This window comes from Bacillus sp. A015 (genome assembly GCF_053851875.1).
This window is the reverse complement of the sequence record NZ_JBSPZB010000022.1, coordinates 1-19,483: the sequence shown is the minus strand read 5'-3', so window position 1 is coordinate 19,483 and position 19,483 is coordinate 1. Positions and strand designations below refer to the sequence as shown.

General features: G+C 41.8%; 22 protein-coding genes, 1 rRNA gene and 2 other annotated features. All 23 genes read right to left on the bottom strand.

The window, feature by feature from the left end:
* Window positions 1–30: 30 nt before the first annotated feature.
* Window positions 31–531: a 50S ribosomal protein L10 gene (gene rplJ / locus ACSLGF_RS15905; RefSeq protein ID WP_456007101.1), complete on the bottom strand. Its 501-nt coding sequence runs from the start codon at window positions 529–531 to the stop codon at window positions 31–33.
* A 69-nt stretch (window positions 532–600) separates the two neighbouring features.
* Window positions 601–741, bottom strand: a sequence feature (ribosomal protein L10 leader region).
* Window positions 742–790: 49 nt separating this feature from the next.
* Window positions 791–1,489, bottom strand: a complete 699-nt coding sequence (rplA, locus tag ACSLGF_RS15900) for a 50S ribosomal protein L1 (RefSeq protein ID WP_335353124.1) — start codon at window positions 1,487–1,489, stop codon at window positions 791–793.
* 99 nt (window positions 1,490–1,588) lie between these two features.
* A complete protein-coding gene (gene rplK, locus ACSLGF_RS15895; RefSeq protein WP_003216956.1) occupies window positions 1,589–2,014 on the bottom strand; it encodes a 50S ribosomal protein L11 in 426 nt (141 codons plus the stop codon).
* Between the two features lie 171 nt (window positions 2,015–2,185).
* On the bottom strand, window positions 2,186–2,719 hold the full coding sequence (gene nusG / locus ACSLGF_RS15890) for a transcription termination/antitermination protein NusG (protein ID WP_034323246.1): 534 nt from the start codon (window positions 2,717–2,719) through the stop codon (window positions 2,186–2,188).
* 171 nt (window positions 2,720–2,890) lie between these two features.
* Entirely contained in the window at window positions 2,891–3,067 is a 177-nt protein-coding gene (secE, locus tag ACSLGF_RS15885) for a preprotein translocase subunit SecE (RefSeq protein WP_008345422.1), read from the bottom strand.
* Between the two features lie 34 nt (window positions 3,068–3,101).
* Window positions 3,102–3,251 carry a 50S ribosomal protein L33 gene (rpmG, locus tag ACSLGF_RS15880; protein ID WP_078061730.1) on the bottom strand — a complete coding sequence of 50 codons (150 nt, stop codon included), beginning with the start codon at window positions 3,249–3,251 and terminating at the stop codon, window positions 3,102–3,104.
* Between the two features lie 76 nt (window positions 3,252–3,327).
* On the bottom strand, window positions 3,328–3,984 hold the full coding sequence (gene sigH / locus ACSLGF_RS15875; RefSeq protein WP_008345424.1) for an RNA polymerase sporulation sigma factor SigH: 657 nt from the start codon (window positions 3,982–3,984) through the stop codon (window positions 3,328–3,330).
* 62 nt (window positions 3,985–4,046) lie between these two features.
* Window positions 4,047–4,559: a ribosome-dependent mRNA decay endonuclease Rae1/YacP gene (gene rae1, locus ACSLGF_RS15870; RefSeq protein WP_099728196.1), complete on the bottom strand. Its 513-nt coding sequence runs from the start codon at window positions 4,557–4,559 to the stop codon at window positions 4,047–4,049.
* A gap of 2 nt (window positions 4,560–4,561) precedes the next feature.
* Entirely contained in the window at window positions 4,562–5,311 is a 750-nt protein-coding gene (rlmB, locus tag ACSLGF_RS15865) for a 23S rRNA (guanosine(2251)-2'-O)-methyltransferase RlmB (protein ID WP_099728197.1), read from the bottom strand.
* Window positions 5,295–5,726 (bottom strand): Mini-ribonuclease 3, encoded by a 432-nt coding sequence (locus tag ACSLGF_RS15860; RefSeq protein WP_034323254.1) that lies wholly within the window; start codon window positions 5,724–5,726, stop codon window positions 5,295–5,297. Before ACSLGF_RS15860 ends, rlmB begins: the two co-directional genes overlap by 17 nt.
* A gap of 2 nt (window positions 5,727–5,728) precedes the next feature.
* Complete coding sequence (cysS, locus tag ACSLGF_RS15855) at window positions 5,729–7,129, bottom strand: cysteine--tRNA ligase (RefSeq protein ID WP_456007098.1); 1,401 nt, start codon at window positions 7,127–7,129, stop codon at window positions 5,729–5,731.
* Entirely contained in the window at window positions 7,126–7,779 is a 654-nt protein-coding gene (cysE, locus tag ACSLGF_RS15850) for a serine O-acetyltransferase (protein ID WP_456007161.1), read from the bottom strand. Before cysE ends, cysS begins: the two co-directional genes overlap by 4 nt.
* 81 nt (window positions 7,780–7,860) lie before the next feature.
* Window positions 7,861–8,092 (bottom strand) — a binding site (T-box leader).
* Window positions 8,092–9,543, bottom strand: coding sequence for a glutamate--tRNA ligase (gltX, locus tag ACSLGF_RS15845; RefSeq protein WP_249705076.1), 1,452 nt, complete (start codon window positions 9,541–9,543; stop codon window positions 8,092–8,094). Its footprint overlaps the feature before it by 1 nt.
* Before the next feature lie 94 nt (window positions 9,544–9,637).
* The gene (gene ispF, locus ACSLGF_RS15840; protein ID WP_249705075.1) at window positions 9,638–10,114 is read right to left on the bottom strand and encodes a 2-C-methyl-D-erythritol 2,4-cyclodiphosphate synthase; all 477 of its coding nucleotides are present in this window, start codon (window positions 10,112–10,114) and stop codon (window positions 9,638–9,640) included.
* 3 nt (window positions 10,115–10,117) lie between these two features.
* On the bottom strand, window positions 10,118–10,807 hold the full coding sequence (ispD, locus tag ACSLGF_RS15835; protein WP_099728201.1) for a 2-C-methyl-D-erythritol 4-phosphate cytidylyltransferase: 690 nt from the start codon (window positions 10,805–10,807) through the stop codon (window positions 10,118–10,120).
* Between the two features lie 13 nt (window positions 10,808–10,820).
* A complete protein-coding gene (locus ACSLGF_RS15830; protein ID WP_456007096.1) occupies window positions 10,821–11,921 on the bottom strand; it encodes a PIN domain-containing protein in 1,101 nt (366 codons plus the stop codon).
* 154 nt (window positions 11,922–12,075) lie between these two features.
* Entirely contained in the window at window positions 12,076–13,155 is a 1,080-nt protein-coding gene (disA, locus tag ACSLGF_RS15825; protein ID WP_456007094.1) for a DNA integrity scanning diadenylate cyclase DisA, read from the bottom strand.
* Between the two features lie 2 nt (window positions 13,156–13,157).
* Entirely contained in the window at window positions 13,158–14,537 is a 1,380-nt protein-coding gene (radA, locus tag ACSLGF_RS15820; protein ID WP_456007092.1) for a DNA repair protein RadA, read from the bottom strand.
* 93 nt (window positions 14,538–14,630) lie between these two features.
* Window positions 14,631–17,066: an ATP-dependent protease ATP-binding subunit ClpC gene (clpC, locus tag ACSLGF_RS15815; RefSeq protein ID WP_456007090.1), complete on the bottom strand. Its 2,436-nt coding sequence runs from the start codon at window positions 17,064–17,066 to the stop codon at window positions 14,631–14,633.
* Complete coding sequence (locus tag ACSLGF_RS15810; protein WP_456007088.1) at window positions 17,063–18,154, bottom strand: protein arginine kinase; 1,092 nt, start codon at window positions 18,152–18,154, stop codon at window positions 17,063–17,065. Before ACSLGF_RS15810 ends, clpC begins: the two co-directional genes overlap by 4 nt.
* Before the next feature lie 4 nt (window positions 18,155–18,158).
* The gene (locus ACSLGF_RS15805) at window positions 18,159–18,716 is read right to left on the bottom strand and encodes a UvrB/UvrC motif-containing protein (RefSeq protein ID WP_456007086.1); all 558 of its coding nucleotides are present in this window, start codon (window positions 18,714–18,716) and stop codon (window positions 18,159–18,161) included.
* A 14-nt stretch (window positions 18,717–18,730) separates the two neighbouring features.
* Entirely contained in the window at window positions 18,731–19,195 is a 465-nt protein-coding gene (locus ACSLGF_RS15800; RefSeq protein ID WP_003217184.1) for a CtsR family transcriptional regulator, read from the bottom strand.
* A gap of 177 nt (window positions 19,196–19,372) precedes the next feature.
* Window positions 19,373–19,483: ribosomal RNA gene (gene rrf, locus ACSLGF_RS15795) — 5S ribosomal RNA — on the bottom strand; the annotation flags it as partial.

Below are 19,483 nucleotides of genomic sequence, written 5' to 3'. Positions count from 1 at the left end.
CATTTTAAGTTTTTTTACGTAAAGTACGCATTAAGCGCCTTGTTCTTCTTTTTGATCTGCAACTGCTTTAGTAGCAAGAGCAAGGTTACGAACTGGAGCTTGAAGAACGCTAAGCAACATAGATAGTAAGCCTTCGCGAGACGGAAGTTCCGCAAGAGCCTTCACTTCTTCTACAGTCGCTACATTTCCTTCGATGACACCAGCTTTGATTTCTAAAGCTTCGTGGCTTTTCGCAAATTCGTTGATGATTTTCGCAGGTGCGATAACATCTTCGTTACTGAATGCGATAGCGTTTGGACCTGTTAAGAAATCGTTTAAACCAGTTAGTTCAACTTGTTCAACTGCACGGCGAGTCAAAGTGTTTTTGTAAACTTTGAATTCAACGCCAGCTTCACGAAGCTGCTTACGAAGTTCAGTCACTTCAGAAACTGAAAGACCACGGTAATCTACAATTACAGTAGACATACTGTCTTTAAATTTAGAAGCAATTTCATCAACGACTACTTTTTTAGTATCGATTGCATTGCTCATGGTTACACCTCCTGTACATTCTTTGTGTAACACTTATACCGATCAGGCCATCACGTTCCTAACGAACGGTTCTCCATATAAAAAGCCTCCATTAAGACATGGAGGCTGTATATACAAGCATACGTTAACGTAAGACTGTGACATATACACCTCGGCGGGTTAATTAAGCCATAAGGCCCCTGCTGTCTACGGTATAAATGGACATTATTCTATTTTACAACATTTTGATATTATCAAAACGGTTGTGATAAGTCAAGAATTATTTTGCAGAGAAAGAAGATGGATCCACTTTCACACCAGGGCCCATAGTAGATGTAACAGAAACGTTTTTCACGTATACACCTTTAGCCGCTGCAGGTTTTGCTTTAAGGATTGTGTCATAGATTGTTGCAAAGTTCTCAACAAGCTTTTCGTCCTCGAAAGAAACCTTTCCGATTGGCGCGTGGATGTTACCAGCTTTATCAACGCGGTATTCTACTTTACCAGCTTTGATTTCATTGATTGCTTTTTCTACTTCGAATGTAACAGTTCCTGTTTTAGGGTTTGGCATAAGACCTTTTGGTCCAAGTACACGACCGATCTTACCAACTTCACCCATCATGTCAGGTGTCGCAACGATTACATCAAAATCGAACCAACCTTGTTGGATTTTTGTGATGTAATCAGAATCTCCAACGTAGTCTGCTCCAGCAACTTCTGCTTCTTTTGCTTTTTCGCCTTTAGCGAACACAAGAACGCGTTGAGTTTTACCAGTTCCGTTAGGAAGTACAACTGCACCGCGGATTTGTTGATCGTTTTTACGAGGGTCTACACCCAAACGAAAAGCAACTTCTACAGTCGCATCAAATTTCGCTGTATTTGCTTTTTTTGTAAGAGAAACAGCTTCAGCTACATCATACGCTTTAGTACGTTCGATTAGCTTCGCAGCTTCTACATACTTTTTACCTTTTTTAGCCATTATAAAAATCCTCCTTATGTGGTTTTAGCGGAATAACCTCCCACGAATAAGGGTTGCGAACTTGTCAAAACCAAACTCGCAACCCAACAAGACAAAAAATTAATCTTCGATGACAATACCCATACTGCGTGCAGTACCTTCAACCATGCGCATAGCTGATTCAACGCTGGCAGCGTTTAAGTCAGGCATTTTTGTTTCCGCGATTTCGCGTACTTTATCACGCTTAACAGTTGCCACTTTATTACGGTTAGGTTCACCAGAACCAGACTCAATACCAGCTGCTTTTTTAAGTAATACTGCAGCAGGTGGAGTTTTAGTAATAAATGTAAATGAACGGTCTTCAAAAACCGAAATTTCAACAGGAATGATAAGACCAGCTTGGTCAGCTGTACGAGCATTAAACTCCTTACAGAATCCCATGATATTAACACCGGCTTGACCTAGTGCAGGTCCAACTGGTGGAGCTGGGTTAGCTTTTCCAGCAGGAATTTGCAATTTAACAACTTTTACTACTTTTTTAGCCACGAGACACACCTCCTTAAAGTCCGTGATGTGGTAATAGGGGAATCCCCCTCCCACTCAACAACTTCATTCTTTATATGAATGACGAAATAACTAGCTAGCGATCTTGAGTGAACTCAAGACGTACCTTTGCTATATTACCACTTCTATACACTCATTTCAAGCTCTTTTGAATTACAATTTATCGATCTGCGTGAACTCAAGTTCCACAGGTGTTTCTCTGCCAAACATATTAACGAATACTTTGACTTTGCTTTTATCGTAATCAATCTCTTCGATAGAGCCTGTGAAGTTAGCAAATGGTCCATCGATGACCTTGACTGTTTCTTTCAGTTCAAAGTCGATTTCTGTTTTGCGCTCTTCAAGACCCATTCTCTTCAGAATGGTTTCCGCTTCGCCTGGTAATAGCGCTGTCGGCTTTGAGCCTGACCCAGCTGATCCAACGAATCCTGTCACACCCGGTGTATTACGAACCACATACCAAGAGTCGTCAGTCATGACGATTTCCACTAGGACATAGCCAGGGAATACTTTCTTTTTGACCACTTTTTTCTTACCGTTTTTAAAATCAGTTTCTTCTTCTTCTGGTACGACTACGCGGAAGATTTTATCCTGCATGCCCATTGATTCAACACGCTTTTCCAAGTTCGCTTTTACTTTGTTTTCATAGCCAGAGTACGTATGCACAACATACCAATTCTTTTCCATTTTAGATCAGGACTATTCAGTCCTTCCCTCCCCACATTTCATAATGTCTATTTGACGAATATCGAGTACCGGTAAATATTTTCAAGCAATTGAAAAAACCCGTAAAACGGGTTTTTTGGCAAGTCATATTATGATCTATTATAGCACGTTCAGCAGACCATTATTCAAGTATTAATGAATTAATTCGATTAATTGTGAGATTCCTATATCAAGAAAAGAGAAAAAGATTGCAAAGAAGACGACTGTTAAAATAACAGTGATTGTGTAGCGGACCATTTCGTTTTTCTTTGGCCAGCTGACCTTTTTCATTTCTTTCCCGACACTTTTTAAGAAACTGATAATACGCATGTAAAAGACCTCCACAGATTAAAGAACGCAAATCTTACTTCGTTTCTAAATGTGTTTTATGTGAATTACAATTCTTGCAATATTTCTTAACTTCTAATCTTTCAGCTGCTGAAGCAACACTTTTCATTGTCGTATAATTGCGGCTTCCGCAGTCTTTACAGGCTAGAGTAATCTTTTTCCTCATATTTACACCTATTTTCTCGACATCATTTCCTTAGTACCTTATCACAGTGTCGAAAAAGCTGTCAATATGGGTTTGACTAGAGACTGATCTCGCGCAGCTCTAAATATTTCTCTAACTTTCTCTTTACTCTTTGGAGTGCGTTATCAATTGATTTCACATGACGGTTTAAATCTTCAGAAATCTCCTGATAGGATCTGCCATCAAGATAAAGCACAAGTACCTTTCTCTCCAGCTCGCTTAATAGTTCACCCATTTTCATTTCAATATCATCAAATTCTTCTTTGCTAATGATTAGATCTTCTGGGTTAAGCGCTTTAGCACCGGAAATGACATCCAACAATGTTCTGTCCGATTCCTCATCGTATATCGGCTTGTCTAATGATACATAGGAATTTAACGGGATATGTTTTTGGCGAGTAGCTGTTTTAATTGCGGTGATAATTTGGCGGGTAATACATAATTCTGCAAAAGCCTTAAATGAAGTAAGCTTGTCCTCTCTGAAATCGCGGATAGACTTATAAAGTCCGATCATTCCCTCTTGGACAATGTCCTCTCGATCCGCTCCAATCAAGAAATAAGATCTTGCTTTCGCACGTACAAAATTTCGGTATTTCGTAATTAAATAATCTAGCGCATCACTATCTCCGACATGAACCCTTTCAATGACTTGTTCATCTTCCAACTGGCAAAATTGCTCTCTGATGGACTTACCCTTGCTGTTGTTTAGATTCACTTCGATCCCCCCGACCGCACCTAGATAGAAATATTATACATTAATGGTTGAAATATCGCAAGCTATTCCAAGTTACCCCGCCGCCATTTTTCAAACGTTTTCAATACATCTTCTGACAATTCAATTTTGGATGCCGGCTTATTAGAAGTAATCTTTTTGACCCGTGTTTCAATCTTTCGTTCAATCACTTCAATCTCTCTTAAAAGCTCTCGAGCCGACTTGCGAAGAGCACCTTGTCCAAAGATTGCCCACTGTTCCGTAAAATCAGAGGTTGCCACATGAATCTGCGTCCGAATATTATTCAAATCTTGGGCCAGCTTTTCAATCCGCTCATCAGCCGTTTCATTCTCTCTTGTGAAGATGACCTCTACTCGGTGGTTTGTCCGCTTTTTCTCGATTCCTTTGACCATATGGGCATCGAATACGACAATGACTCGATACCCTGTGTATGCTTGATATTCTGCTAAATTTTGAATCAGTACGTCTCTGGCTTCTTCAAAGCTGTTTTCCTTTAAGTGCTGCAAACGAGGCCATGCACCTATCATGTTGTATCCATCGACTAAGAGGATGTCCATCTCTATTCTCCTAACGGATAACGTTTTCGATACACTTCATACATCAATAGACTAGCCGCTACTGATGCGTTTAATGAAGTGACCTTCCCGGCCATTGGCAGTTTAATCAGGAAATCACATTTTTCCTTGATCAATCGACCGATTCCTTTTCCTTCACTGCCGATCACAAGAGCTAGAGGCATTGTTCCATCAAATTGTCTGTAATCCTGCTTAGCAGACGCATCTGTTCCTGCGACCCAGATTCCTCTTTCTTTCATCTCATCAAGAGCTCTTGAGAGATTGGTCACTTTTGCGACAGGAATATGCTCGATTGCCCCAGTGGATGCCTTGGCAACGGTTGTTGTCAAGCCGACTGCTCGCCTTTTCGGAATGACGATCCCGTGTGCACCTACAGCATCTGCCGTACGCATAATGGACCCTAAATTATGAGGATCTTCGATTTCATCTAAAATAAGGAAAAATGGCTGTTCATTCCGCTTTTCAGCGATTTGATACAGATCGTCCAATTCCGCATATTCATATGCCGCTACTTGTGCAACGATTCCCTGGTGCTGACCTGATACCATTTGATCAAGCTTTTTCCTCGGAACATACTGAATGGTGATATTTTGCTTTTTAGCGAGTTCAATGACCTGCTGGGCTTGTCCTTTTACAGTGTTTTCTGCCATCCAGAGCTTGTATAACTCTCTATCTGACTTCAGTGTCTCAATCACTGCATTTTTCCCAATCACATAATCATGTTGCTGACTCATTTGTCTTCCTCCCTGACGTTCCGATTTCAATCGCCTGACTAATCAGCTCTTCTAAGCGTTCGTCCTGCTGTTCAATAAATAAATAACCCATGAGCGCTTCAAGCGCCGTACTATAACGATACGTTTGAACGTCTGTGTTTTTAGGCACTGTGCCAGATTTTGCATTTCTTCCTCTTTTCAGCACCGCTTCTTCCGCCTCAGTGAAAAAGCCTTGCTGCTGAAGCGTAAATAAAATAGCGGCCTGAGATTTAGCTGAAACAATCTTGCTTGCTCGTTTATGCAGCTCATTTGGTTTTGTCGCCCCCGTTTGGAGGAGGTGATGCCTCACATACACTTCAAAAATGGCATCACCCATATACGCAAGCGCAAGTCCGTTCAACTGTTTACCGTCTTTCAGCTTTTCAAAATTCAACATGCCTATTCTCCTCTTTTCCAGCGAGTACCTTGAGGAGTGTCCTCCAATACAATATTCATGCTCTTTAACTGATCACGAATTTGATCAGACAGTGCGAAGTCACGATTTCTTCTAGCTTCATTTCGTTTCTCAATTAACGCTTCTACCTCTTCGTCAAGCGTGTGCTTTTCTTCTAATGAGAAGCCAAGAACAGATGTGATTTCTTGGAACAAGCCGATAAATGCATTGATCACTTCCTCAGAAGTATGGTCATTCTCCATATAGTAATTCGCCTGCTTCGCTAGTTCAAATAAGACAGAGATGGCATTCGCAGTATTGAAGTCATCATTCATTTCAGAAATAAATGTCGCACGCTGCTCTTCAATCTTCGCCAGCCATTCGGTATTGTTGTCTGTTATATTGGTGCTGCTCTCAAGGCGATGATGTAAATTGGCATACGATGTTTTGAGTCTGTTAAAAGCACTCTTTGTACTGTCCAATAAATCAATGGAGTAATTAATAGGGTGACGATAATGAACAGATAACATAAAGAATCGAAGTACATCTGGATCTTGTTCTTTCACAATGTCATGCACCAGCACAAAGTTGCCAAGTGATTTTGACATTTTTTCATTCTCAATATTAATATACCCGTTATGCATCCAATACTTCGCAAAAGGTTTCCCTGTCAAAGCCTCAGATTGGGCGATCTCATTCTCATGGTGAGGGAACGTTAAATCCTGTCCGCCAGCATGAATGTCGATCGTATCACCTAAATATTTTTTGACCATTGCTGAGCACTCGATGTGCCAGCCTGGACGTCCTTCGCCCCACGGGCTATCCCATGAGATTTCCTGATCCTTTGCAGCCTTCCATAAAGCAAAGTCCAGTGCATCTCTTTTCTTTTCACCTACTCGAATACGGGCACCTGTCTTCAGTTCATCAATCGATTGATGAGAAAGCTTTCCGTAGCCTTCAAATGAACGTGTGCTGTAATACACGTCACCATCCGCTTCATAGGCGTAGCCTTTTTCAATCAGTGTGGCGATAAACGCAATGATGTCATCCATATTTTCTGTTACTCGCGGGTGAAGGTCTGCTTTTTTACAGCCTAGTGCACTGACGTCTTCGAAGTAGGCTTGGATAAACCGATCAGCAATGGTCGGGACATCTTCCCCGAGCTCATTGGCTGCTTTGATGAGTTTATCATCCACATCTGTAAAGTTTGATACAAAATTCACATCATAACCGCTGTATTCTAAATACTTACGTACAGTGTCGTATACAATCGCCGGTCGTGCATTCCCGATATGAATGTAGTTATAAACGGTTGGTCCGCACACATACATCTTGACCTTTCCTGGTTCAAGCGGGACAAATTCTTCCTTCTTACGTGTCAATGTATTATAAATATTGATTGTCATGATTGTTCTTCCTTTCTGCTCAATGAAGCCAGCTCGCGTTTTAGCTTTTCCATTTCTCGTTCCAATTCTTTAAAACGATCGGAAACTGGATCTGGCAAATCTTGATGGTTGAGATCACGATTGATTTTCTTTCCATTTTGAACGACCACGCGCCCAGGTATACCTACAACGGTGGAATGGTCTGGGACGTCCTTTAACACAACAGACCCTGCACCAATCTTGGACCCTTTTCCAACTGTAATGGAACCGAGCACCTTTGCACCCGTCGCAATGAGGGCATCGTCTAAAATGGTCGGATGCCGCTTTCCCTTTTCTTTCCCTGTTCCCCCTAATGTCACGCCTTGGAAAACAGTGACGTTGTCTCCAATTTCACATGTTTCCCCAATCACGACACCCATGCCGTGATCAATGAAGAAACGCCTGCCAATGGTTGCCGCTGGGTGAATTTCAACCCCTGTGAAAAATCGGCTGACCTGAGAAATGATCCGCGCAAGAAAATACAGCTTACGTTTATATAATGCGTGCGCGATACGATGAGCCCAAATCGCATGAAGCCCTGAATAGGTTAGCACTACTTCAATATAGCTTCTAGCAGCAGGATCTTGATCAAACACAGTATCAATATCTTCTTTCAGCATTTTGAAAAACACATGCTCCCCCCGTTCTTCCCCATCAATCTCTCTTAGGACTTGCTCTTTTTTTGGACAAATAAAAAAACGCCTCTGCCATACGACAGAGACGTTTTGAAAACGCGGTTCCACTCTGTTTAGAAAGCTCCTTATCTTGCAAGCTTTCTCAACTTAATCCCGTAACGGAGGGTACCGCCCTTGCATACTAACGTACGTGTTCCTCAAGGGTCTTGAGGGTGCATTTCCAACGTCTGCCCATAAGTCTCTTTCAGCCGGTGAAGACTCTTTCTGTGATGGACGAAAACATTGTACTTCTCCCTCGCAACGATTTCCTTATATTTGCTTAATGCGGTTTAATACCGTTTCTTTACCTAGTAGTTCAATACTTTGCGGAAGTTCTGGGCCATGCGTTTGTCCTGTGACAGCCACACGAATTGGCATGAATAGTTTCTTGCCTTTATGCCCTGTTTCTTTTTGTACCGCTTTAATGGCAGCCTTGATTTCATCAGGTGTGAAAGACTCAAGACGTTCTAGCTGACCTGCAAAAGAGGCCATGACTTCTGGTACTTGCTCCTCTGCTAGAACTTCTCTCGCCTCTTGATTATACTCAATTTGCTCCTTAAAGAACAACTCTGTTAACTCAACAATTTCTGCTCCGTAGCTCAATTGTTCGTGATATAGAGAAATAAGTTTGCGTACCCACGTGTTTTCTTCTTCCGTCAGCTGCTCGCTTACCTTGCCAGCCTTTTGAAGATGTGGAAGTGTTAAGGCAACGACTTGATCAAGATCAAGTGCTTTCACGTATTGGTTATTCACCCATTTTAGTTTATGCATATCGAATAGAGCTGGTGACTTAGAAAGTCGGTTGACATCGAAAATATCGATGAATTGCTCTTTTGTAAATAGTTCTTCTTCGCCAACTGGAGACCATCCAAGTAATGCAATGAAGTTAAACAGGGCTTCTGGTAAATAGCCGAGGTTCTTATATTGCTCGATGAATTGAATAATCGATTCATCTCGCTTACTTAATTTCTTACGGTTCTCGTTCACAATCAACGTCATATGTCCGAACAGCGGAACATCCCAGCCAAATGCATTGAAGACCATGATTTGTTTAGGTGTATTCGAAATGTGATCCTCTCCGCGAAGAATGTGAGTCATTTTCATCAAATGATCATCCACTGCTACAGCGAAGTTATAAGTTGGTGTACCATCTTTCTTCACAATGACAAAGTCACCGATGCCGTCTGTTTCAAACGAAATATCACCTTTGACCATGTCGTCAAATTTGATGATTTCTCCCTTTGGCACACGGAAGCGAATACTTGGCTCTCTTCCTTCAGCAATGAGCTTGTCCTCTTCTTCTTTTGATAAATGACTGCATTTACCAGAATATCGAGGCATTTCACTGCGGGCGATTTGTGCTTCTCGCTCTTCTTCTAATTCTTCAGCCGTACAATAGCACTTATAAGCCAAGTCCTTTTCTAGCAGCTCGTCATAATATTTTTTGTAAATATCATTACGCTCTGATTGTCTGTAAGGACCGTAGCCGCCATCTTTATCAATGCTCTCGTCCCAATCAATGCCGAGCCACTGCAAATGACGAAGCTGGCTTTCTTCTCCGCCTTCTACATTACGCTTTTGATCCGTATCTTCGATTCGAATAATAAATTTGCCGCCTTGGCTGCGTGCGAACAAATAGTTGAAAAGAGCCGTTCTAGCATTCCCAATATGTAAATGACCAGTTGGACTCGGTGCATAACGAACACGCACTTCATTTCCCATGAGTTTAACTTCCTTTCATCTGCATCATGTTGTCTGACACCATTTTTTTATAAACGTATTTTATCATCAAATACCATTCTCATCAAAATGGATTTTACTTTTTCTGAAGAAGCACTGTCGCCTGAGAGGCAATTCCTTCGCCTCTGCCTGTAAACCCGAGTTTCTCTGTCGTTGTTGCTTTGACATTTACCTGTGTGACATCTGCCTCAAGCGCTTCTGCGATTTTCTCGCACATCGGTTGAATGTAAGGTGCCATTTTTGGCTTTTGCGCCATGATGGTGCAGTCAATATTCACAAGTGTATAGCCTTTTTCTTTCACTAGTGCCCACACATGCTGAAGTAATTGAAAAGAATCTGCATCCTTAAACTCGGGATCAGTGTCTGGGAAATGTCTGCCGATATCTCCTTCACCAATCGCACCTAGACAGGCATCTGCCACCGTGTGAAGCAGTACGTCAGCATCTGAATGCCCAAGCAGTCCCTTTTCATAGGGAATGGTAACCCCGCCGATAATAAGAGGTCTTCCCTCTGTTAATTGATGTACATCAAAGCCTTGTCCTATTCTCAACATGATCTAGTACCCTCTTTCCGCATCCATAATTGCCTTGGCAACCAGTAAATCATCCGGTGTTGTCAGCTTAATATTGGTATAGTCTCCCTGGACAATATACACACTCTCACCGTGTAATTGTTCCACAAGGCTGGCGTCGTCTGTTCCAAGGAAGCCTGTCCGCTCCGCATATTCATGCGCCTCTTTTAAAATAGAATGACGAAAAGCTTGTGGGGTCTGGACTGCCCACAAGCTCTGACGTTCAATGGTTTGCTCCACTTTGCCTGCTTGAACGCGTTTGATTGTGTCTTTCACTGGTACCGCTACGACTGCGGAGCCTTTTTCAATCGCCGCTTTAACGAGCAAGTCAATCTGTGTATGCTTAATAAAAGGCCTTGCTCCATCATGAACAAGCACGATGTCCGCATCTTTCACAGCCTTCAATCCTTCGTATACACTTTGCTGACGTTCTTCACCGCCAGTGACAAGTGAAACAGGCGTTTGGAAAGCGTGTACCTTTAGTAGCCTTTCAAAGTCACGACGCTCCTCTTCATTGATCGCTAAGATCATGCGTTTGCATTGTGAATGGGCGTCAAACACCTTCAGTGTGTGAATGATGACCGGCATTCTTTTCAATTCAATAAAAAGCTTATTGCGGCCGGCCTTCATTCGTTTCCCCTGCCCCGCAGCCGGAATAACTACTTCATAATACATGTTCGTTCTCCCTTTAGAGCGCCTTCTCCAGAAGTTTTGGCTTCGCAAAAATCATTCTTCCAGCAGCAGTCTGCAGCACACTTGTGACAAGCACATCAATGTCTTTTCCAATGTAATTGCGTCCTTCTTCGACCACAATCATCGTACCGTCATCTAAGTAGGCAACACCTTGGTTATGCTCTTTCCCATCTTTAATAACCTGTACCTTCATTTCTTCCCCAGGCAGTACAACCGGTTTGACCGCATTGGCTAGATCATTGATGTTTAACACTGCTACTTTTTGAAGTTCGCATACTTTATTTAAATTAAAATCATTTGTCACAACAACACCTGAAGTTAATTTAGCGAGCTTCACAAGCTTGCTATCAACCTCTTGAATGTCTTCGAAGTCACCTTCGTAAATTTCAACTTTGATATCCAATTCTTTTTGGATACGATTTAAAATATCAAGACCTCTTCGGCCTCTATTTCTCTTTAATACATCAGAAGAGTCTGCAATATGCTGTAATTCCTCGAGAACAAATTGAGGAATCACCATAATTCCTTCTAAAAATCCAGTTTGACAAATATCTGCGATTCTTCCATCAATGATAACACTTGTGTCTAAAATTTTCAGCTTTTTATCTTCTATTTCAGGTTCATCATCAGCTCCGCCTTTTTTCTTGCTGACCTTTGCAGATCGAGAGAACAGCCCCATCATTTCATCCTTCTTCTTAAACCCTACCTGAAATCCAAGGTATCCTAAAAAGAAAGCCAGGAAAATCGGAATAATGGTACCAAAAATATGATATGGGATATTGTTTAGCGGGATCACGTTTACAATAAGATATGCTAGAATAAGTCCAAATACTAATCCGAAACTTCCAGATATAAGATCAGGAAGAGGCGCCTTCAATAGAGAATCTTCGATCCATTTCATCCAATTCACAACATAGCCTGTGCACCATTTACCGATGATGAAGAATACAGCAGCTCCTATTAGTGCTGAAGAGTAAGCATTTGTTATGAAAGGTATGTCCTTTACATTTAACAGCAGAAATAGCTCTGGAATGATAAAAATCCCCACAACTGCACCAAAAATGATAAAAAACGCCTGAACGATTCTTTTTAACATACCTTCACCTCCTTTATTTTTCATCTGTCAATCCACCTTCATCTGACATTGATATATGTTTAAGTTTTCTATCATGATCAACAGAAAACAAAAAGCATCATTAATATACCCATATTCATCCATTTTTAACCGTGATTGAGAAAAATTTCTCTTTTTATAGCTGACGGTCAATATAATGTTTTTCTTGTAACCTTTTTAATCCTTTTTTTATCTTTTTCGCTCTTACTTCTCCAATTCCTTCTACTTCATCCAATTCTTGTACATCCGCTTCCATAATTCGGTCTAACACACCAAACGCTTCGACCACATTTTCGACAATAGGCATTGGCAGTCTAGGGATTTTGTGAAGTAATCTGTACCCTCTTGTGTACACATAATCGTCAACATTTGTAGAAGCTGGATATCCAAGTAACTTGTACAGAATAGAATCATCTAAAAGCTCAAAGCTAGACATATCTTGGAGTTGTTTAAGCAAAGTATATGGATCTTTAATCTTTTCTTTCACGTAATCTTTAATAAATAAAGCCGCTTCCTGCTCCATATCTGTAATCAGCTCATTGACTTGAAGGCGGATCAAGTGTCCTTCTGTTCCGAGCTCTTTGATATACATATTAATCTCATTTTTGATTCTGAGCACCATTTCATAGCGATGCAGCACGGATAGTACATCACCAAAGGTGACAAGCTCTTCAAATTCTAGGGCGCTTAACGCTGAAATGGCGTGATCTAAAATGGTTTTATATTTCTCAAGTGTTTGAATGGCTTGATTGGCCTTTGTTAAAATAAAGCCGATATCTTTCAACGTATAACGACGATTCCCTTGGTATAAAGTAATGACGTTTCTCCGTTCAGAAATGGCAATGATTAAGCAGCCTGTCTGCTTGGCTACACGTTCAGCCGTTCGGTGTCTCATGCCTGTTTCTGATGAATGAATCGTTGCATCTGGCATCAGCTGTGTATTCGCATACAAGATTTTTTGACCAGAATCGCTTAAAATAATGGCCCCATCCATCTTGGCCAATTCATATAAGTGTGCTGGGGAGAAGGCGGAATTAATGTGAAATCCTCCATCTACCACACTTTTTACTTTGTCGTTATAACCAACAACAATGAGCCCGCCAGTATTGGCTCTCAGGACATTTTCAATCCCTACTCGCAAAGGTGTCCCTGGTGCCACAAACTGTACGATATCTAAGAGATCAACTTCTCTCGCTCCTTTTTTCTCTTTTTCCATTTCTATGATCCCCCTAGTGAAATACGAAGTGCCTCCGCTACATTTTCTACACCGACTAACTCAATCCCTCTCGGCTTTTTCCATCCGTCTATATTCGCCTGAGGAATAAACATTCGCTTAAATCCTAGTTTAGCAGCTTCCTGCACACGCTGTTCAATTCTTGATACTCTTCTGACTTCTCCCGTCAGACCAACTTCTCCTATAAAGCAATCGGCTTGTTGCGGCGCTGCGTCTTTAAAGCTTGACGCAATACTGACGGCAATGGCCAGGTCAATCGCTGGTTCGTCAAGCTTCACACCGCCTGCAACCTTTAAATACGCATCTTGGTTTTGCAGCAGCAGCCCTACACGTTTTTCTAAAACGGCCATTAGCAATGACACACGATTATGATCAAGGCCTGTAGCCATTCTCCGTGGATTCCCAAAGCTTGTCGGCGAAATTAATGCTTGTATCTCCACAAGAACAGGTCTTGTTCCTTCCATTGAAGCAACAACACACGAACCAGATACACCTGCTGACCGCTCTTCTAAGAAAATTTCTGATGGGTTTAATACTTCCGTGAGCCCTTCTTCTCTCATTTCAAAAATCCCTAATTCATTCGTTGAACCAAATCGGTTTTTCACTGCTCGTAAGATGCGAAACGTATGATGCCGCTCCCCTTCAAAATAAAGAACCGTGTCCACCATATGCTCTAAAAGGCGTGGACCTGCGATCGAGCCTTCTTTGGTCACGTGACCAACGATAAAAATCGGAATACCATTCGTCTTGGCAATCTTCATCAGCTGCGCTGTGCATTCTCTTACCTGAGAAACAGATCCAGGAGCTGACGTAATATCGCTTTGATAAACGGTTTGAATCGAGTCCACCACAACAAAAGCGGGTTTCATCTCTTGTATAGAAGACGTTATATACTCCATATCGGTTTCAGCCAAAACATGTAAAGAGGTGCTATCAATGCCGAGGCGATCCGCTCTTAGCTTCGTTTGTTTAATGGACTCCTCACCAGATATGTATAACACATTCTGATTTTGGTCTGAGAGCTGTGCTGATACTTGTAATAATAATGTGGACTTCCCAATCCCAGGGTCTCCGCCAATGAGAACGAGAGAGCCTTTGACAATTCCACTTCCTAATACTCGGTTAAATTCTTCTAAATTCGTTTTAATTCGGGGTTCTTCGGATGTTTCAATTGCAGAAATAGGTGAAGGTTTTTGAATGGTTTGAACAGAATGATTAAAAGCACTTCGACGGTTTGCCGGCTCTTTGCGAACGACCTCTTCTGTCATACTGTTCCACGTGCCGCAGCCGGGGCATTTCCCCATCCATTTGGCTGACTCATAACCGCACGTTTGGCATATAAATTTTGATTTTGTCTTAGCCATAGATTGAAGAATACAACTCCTTATACTGGTCAGAAAATAAGTAAAGGGAGGCATACACCTGACTGGTATGCCTCACACTTTTTTCTTACTATATTAGTTCGTAGCAGCCGTTGCTTTTACGACAATTTCTCCATCTTCTACATCTAATACGATATGTTGACCCTTTTCAATATTACCTTTCAGCAATTCCTCAGAAAGTCGATCCTCAACGTGCTTTTGAATCGCTCTTCTTAACGGACGAGCACCATACTCAAGGTCTACACCTTCGTCGACAATCTTCGCTTTTGCTGCTTCTGTCAGTTCAATTGAGAGGTCTTGCTCTTTTAACCGTTTTGTTAATTGATCAGACATGAGAGACACAATCTCTTTTAGATGTTTCTTTTCAAGCGAGTGGAAGACAATGATTTCATCAATACGGTTGATGAATTCCGGTCTAAACGCACGTTTCAACTCACCCATGACTTTGCCTTTCATATCTTTGTAATTTTGACCTTCATCCTGCACGTTAAAGCCAACATATTTATTGCGCTTGAGTTCACTAGCTCCAACGTTTGAAGTCATAATCAAAATGGTATTTCTAAAGTCAACTGTACGTCCTTTAGAATCAGTAAGACGGCCATCTTCTAACACTTGCAATAGGATATTAAACACATCAGGATGCGCCTTTTCAATCTCATCTAAAAGCACAACAGAATAAGGTTTTCTTCTCACTTTTTCCGTCAGCTGGCCACCTTCATCATAGCCAACATAGCCTGGAGGTGATCCCACAAGTCTTGATGTAGAATGTTTCTCCATGTATTCAGACATATCAATACGGATCATCGCTTCTTCATCACCGAAAATAGACTCGGCCAGTGCTCTCGCAAGCTCAGTCTTACCCACCCCTGTTGGACCTAAGAAGATAAAGGAGCCAATTGGACGTTTCGGGTCTTTTAGACCAGCGCGAGCACGTCTCACAGCTTTCGCTACAGCGACAACCGCTTCATCCTGCCCAATCACGCGAGAATGGAGCAATTGTTCCATATTCAGAAGCTTATCTGTTTCGGTTTGAGCAATTTTCGAAACAGGCACTCCCGTCCAGCTAGAGACAACCATTGCGATATCATCTACAGATACCTCAGAATTCTCTTGTCCCTGCTTTTCTTTCCACGATTTTTTTGTGACTTCTACTTTTTCACGCAAGCGCTGCTCTGTGTCACGAAGGGAAGCTGCTTTTTCAAATTCTTGACTTTGAACAGCCGCATCCTTTTCCTTACGTACTTCATCCAGCTTTTGCTCTAGTTCCTTTAGATTAGGCGGTGTCGTGAATGAACGTAACCGTACCTTCGAACCTGCCTCATCAATTAGATCAATCGCCTTATCTGGAAGGAAACGATCAGAGATATAACGGTCAGACAGCTTCACTGCCGCATCAATCGCTTCATCTGTAATGGACACACGGTGATGTGCTTCATAACGATCTCTAAGACCTCTCAAGATTTGAATACTTTCATCAACGGACGGCTGATCCACTTGAATTGGTTGGAAACGACGTTCAAGTGCTGCATCCTTCTCGATATATTTACGGTACTCATCTAACGTTGTAGCCCCGATACATTGAAGCTCACCACGTGCCAGGGATGGTTTCAGAATATTAGACGCATCAATCGCACCCTCTGCTCCACCTGCACCAATCAGTGTATGAAGCTCATCAATGAAGAGAATGATATTTCCAGCCTGACGAATTTCGTCCATGACTTTTTTCAAACGGTCCTCGAATTCACCACGATATTTCGTTCCCGCTACAACGGTTCCCATATCAAGTGTCATCACTCGTTTATCACGCAGGATTTCAGGCACTTCGTTATGAATAATTTGCTGTGCAAGACCTTCTGCGATCGCGGTTTTACCAACACCAGGCTCACCAATCAGAACAGGGTTATTCTTTGTTCTTCTGCTTAGTACCTCAATGACACGTTGAATTTCTTTACTTCGGCCAATGACAGGGTCCAAGCTGTCCTCTTTCGCAATAGCCGTTAAGTCTCTTGCCAAGCTATCTAATGTTGGTGTATTTGCATTGCTATTCGATCCTGCCGCTGATGCACCAGTTTCATTGCTGCCAAGCAGCTGCAACACTTGCTGACGTGCTTTATTTAAGCTCACTCCGAGGTTATTTAAGACACGGGCAGCTACACCCTCTCCCTCACGAATAAGACCTAAAAGAATATGTTCTGTCCCTACATAGGAATGACCTAGCTTTCTTGCTTCATCCATAGAAAGCTCCGTGACCTTCTTCGCTCTAGGCGTATAATGAGGAATAGCTTGAGACACCTCTTGCCCTCTTCCAATCAAGCTTTCGACTTCTTTTTGGATTTTATCTGAAACAAGGCCCAGTGCTTCTAACGCTTTTGCGGCGATGCCCTCACCCTCACGTACAAGACCAAGTAAAATGTGTTCTGTTCCAATGTTCTTATGGCCTAGGCGAATGGCTTCTTCTTGTGCAAGTGCTAATACCTTTTGAGCTCTTTCAGTGAATCTTCCAAACATCATATCGTTTCATCCTCCTGTCCATTCCTATGCATTTCTAAGCGCAGCCTTTCTCTAATAATCGCTGCTCGTTTTATATCTCGTTCATTTGGCTCCAAAGCTCCTCCTGAATATTGTTGAAGGAAGCCAGGCTGTGTCAAAATCATGAGTTCATTCAGTATATTACTTGAAAGCCCCTTAATGATACCTAAATCAATTCCAAGCCGCACATCTGACAAACACTTTGCCGTTTCTTTTGATTCAATCATACGACAATTGGCCAATATCCCTAAGGAGCGGTACACTCTGTCCTCAAGTTCAATTTTAGACGTTTGATATAAGGCTTTTCGTGCAGATCGCTCTTGTTCAATAAGCTGAGCGGTCACACTATTCAAATCATCCACAATATCTTCTTCTGATTGACCAAGTGTCATTTGATTTGAGATTTGAAAGATGTTTCCTATTGCTTCGCTACCCTCACCATAAATTCCTCTGACGACAAGACCTAATTGATTAATTGCAGGAATAATCCGATTCATTTGTCGTGTGAGAGCTAATGCTGGTAAGTGCATCATGACCGAAGCCCTAATACCTGTACCTACATTGGTCGGACAGCTTGTTAAGTATCCTCGCTTTTCAGAAAACGCATAGTCCACTTGCTCTTCAATCCAGTCGTCTACCTGATTAGCCACTTTTAGCGCATTGGCCAGTTGAAAACCTGGGAACAGGCATTGGATACGAATATGGTCTTCTTCATTTAGCATGACACTGATTTCCTCGTTTTCAGAAAGCAAGCAGCCGCCAAATCTTGATTCTGCCAAGTTGGGGCTAATCAAATGCTTTTCAACAAGTACCCTCTTTGCTAAAGGCTGCGTTTCATTCATTCGAATCAGAACAAAGTTTCCAACGTCCTTCACTTCCTGGCTCGCAAACTTCTGCTCAAATTGCTGGAGAACAGCTTCAGCCTCCTCTTGAGAAAACTGAGTTGGGAAACGAACATGCTCTAGATTGCGTGCTAGCCGAATACGACTGCTTAGAACAATGTCACTTTCTGGTCCTTTTTGTTTCATCCATTGACTTAAAGCGTCTTGAATAAAATGCTGGAGCGACATGTCGTTAATCTCCCTCCCTCTGCTGAGATTGCTCATGCTCTAATGCACGAATTTGATCTCGAACTTCCGCTGCTTTTTCGAACTCTTCCTGTTCAATCAACTGCTTCAGCTCTTGCTGCATCAACTCAAGTTTCCGACGTACATGCAGACTGCCGGCAATCCGTTTAGGAACTTTTCCAGTATGGGCTGTATTTCCACTATGGACTTTCCGCAAAACAGGATTCAGGTACTGATCAAATGTACGGTAACATTCTGCACAGCCAAAACGGCCTGTTTTTCTGAACTGCTGAAAGGTTAAGCCACACTTAGGACATTGATCCACTTCTCTCGCTTCTTGAAAAATAGATGACCCTTGGTTAGCACTTGTGGTAAAGCTAGGATCAATATTCAGTAAGCCTGATAATAAGTTGTGAATCGAGAAACCTTGGTTTCCACTCATAGTATATGAATCACTGTTTTCTTTTGCACATTGTTCACATATGTGCATTTCTTGTTTTTCTCCATTTATAACTTTTGTAAAGTGAAAAGTGGCTGGTCTCTCATTGCATTCTTGACAAATCAATCTTTTCACCCGCTTTACTTTAATTTCAAAGCATTTAACATCGCTTTCATCATCCGAGCCCGCAGTTCATCTCGTTCAGGTAAATCAATGTGCAAAACTGAACGGTCCATGACACTGATCATCATCTTAGCTTCTCTTTCAGATAGAATGTTGTTTTCTACAAGACGCATGATGATATGATCAGATGCAGCCTGTGATAAACGATGATATATTTGGGAAATAATGTTGTTCAATAAGTCGACTTCATCATTCATTTTGACTTTAATGATGCGGATATAGCCACCGCCGCCACGCTTACTTTCAACGATATAGCCTCTTTCGCTCGTGAAGCGTGTATTGATAACATAATTAATTTGTGAAGGTACGCATTGAAACTTATCTGCAATCTCATTGCGCTTAATTTCTAATATTTCTCGACCATTCTGATCCAAGACTTCCTTCAAATACTGCTCGATGATATCAGAAATATTTTGTGCCACTCCGCCTCCTCCTCCATTGACTTTGACTATATTTGACTTTAATCTTACTATAAATTTTTTCGATCGATTTTTCAAGATAATCGCTCAACTAACAATATTATTTCCACATTTATATGGTGTCAAACCTCTCAAAAACACAAAAAAGACCAGTTCCGTCTGGAACTGATCCTTAGAAAGGCTTGGCGGCGTCCTACTCTCACAGGGGGAAACCCCCAACTACCATCGGCGCTGAAGAGCTTAACTTCCGTGTTCGGTATGGGAACGGGTGTGACCTCTTCGCTATCGCCA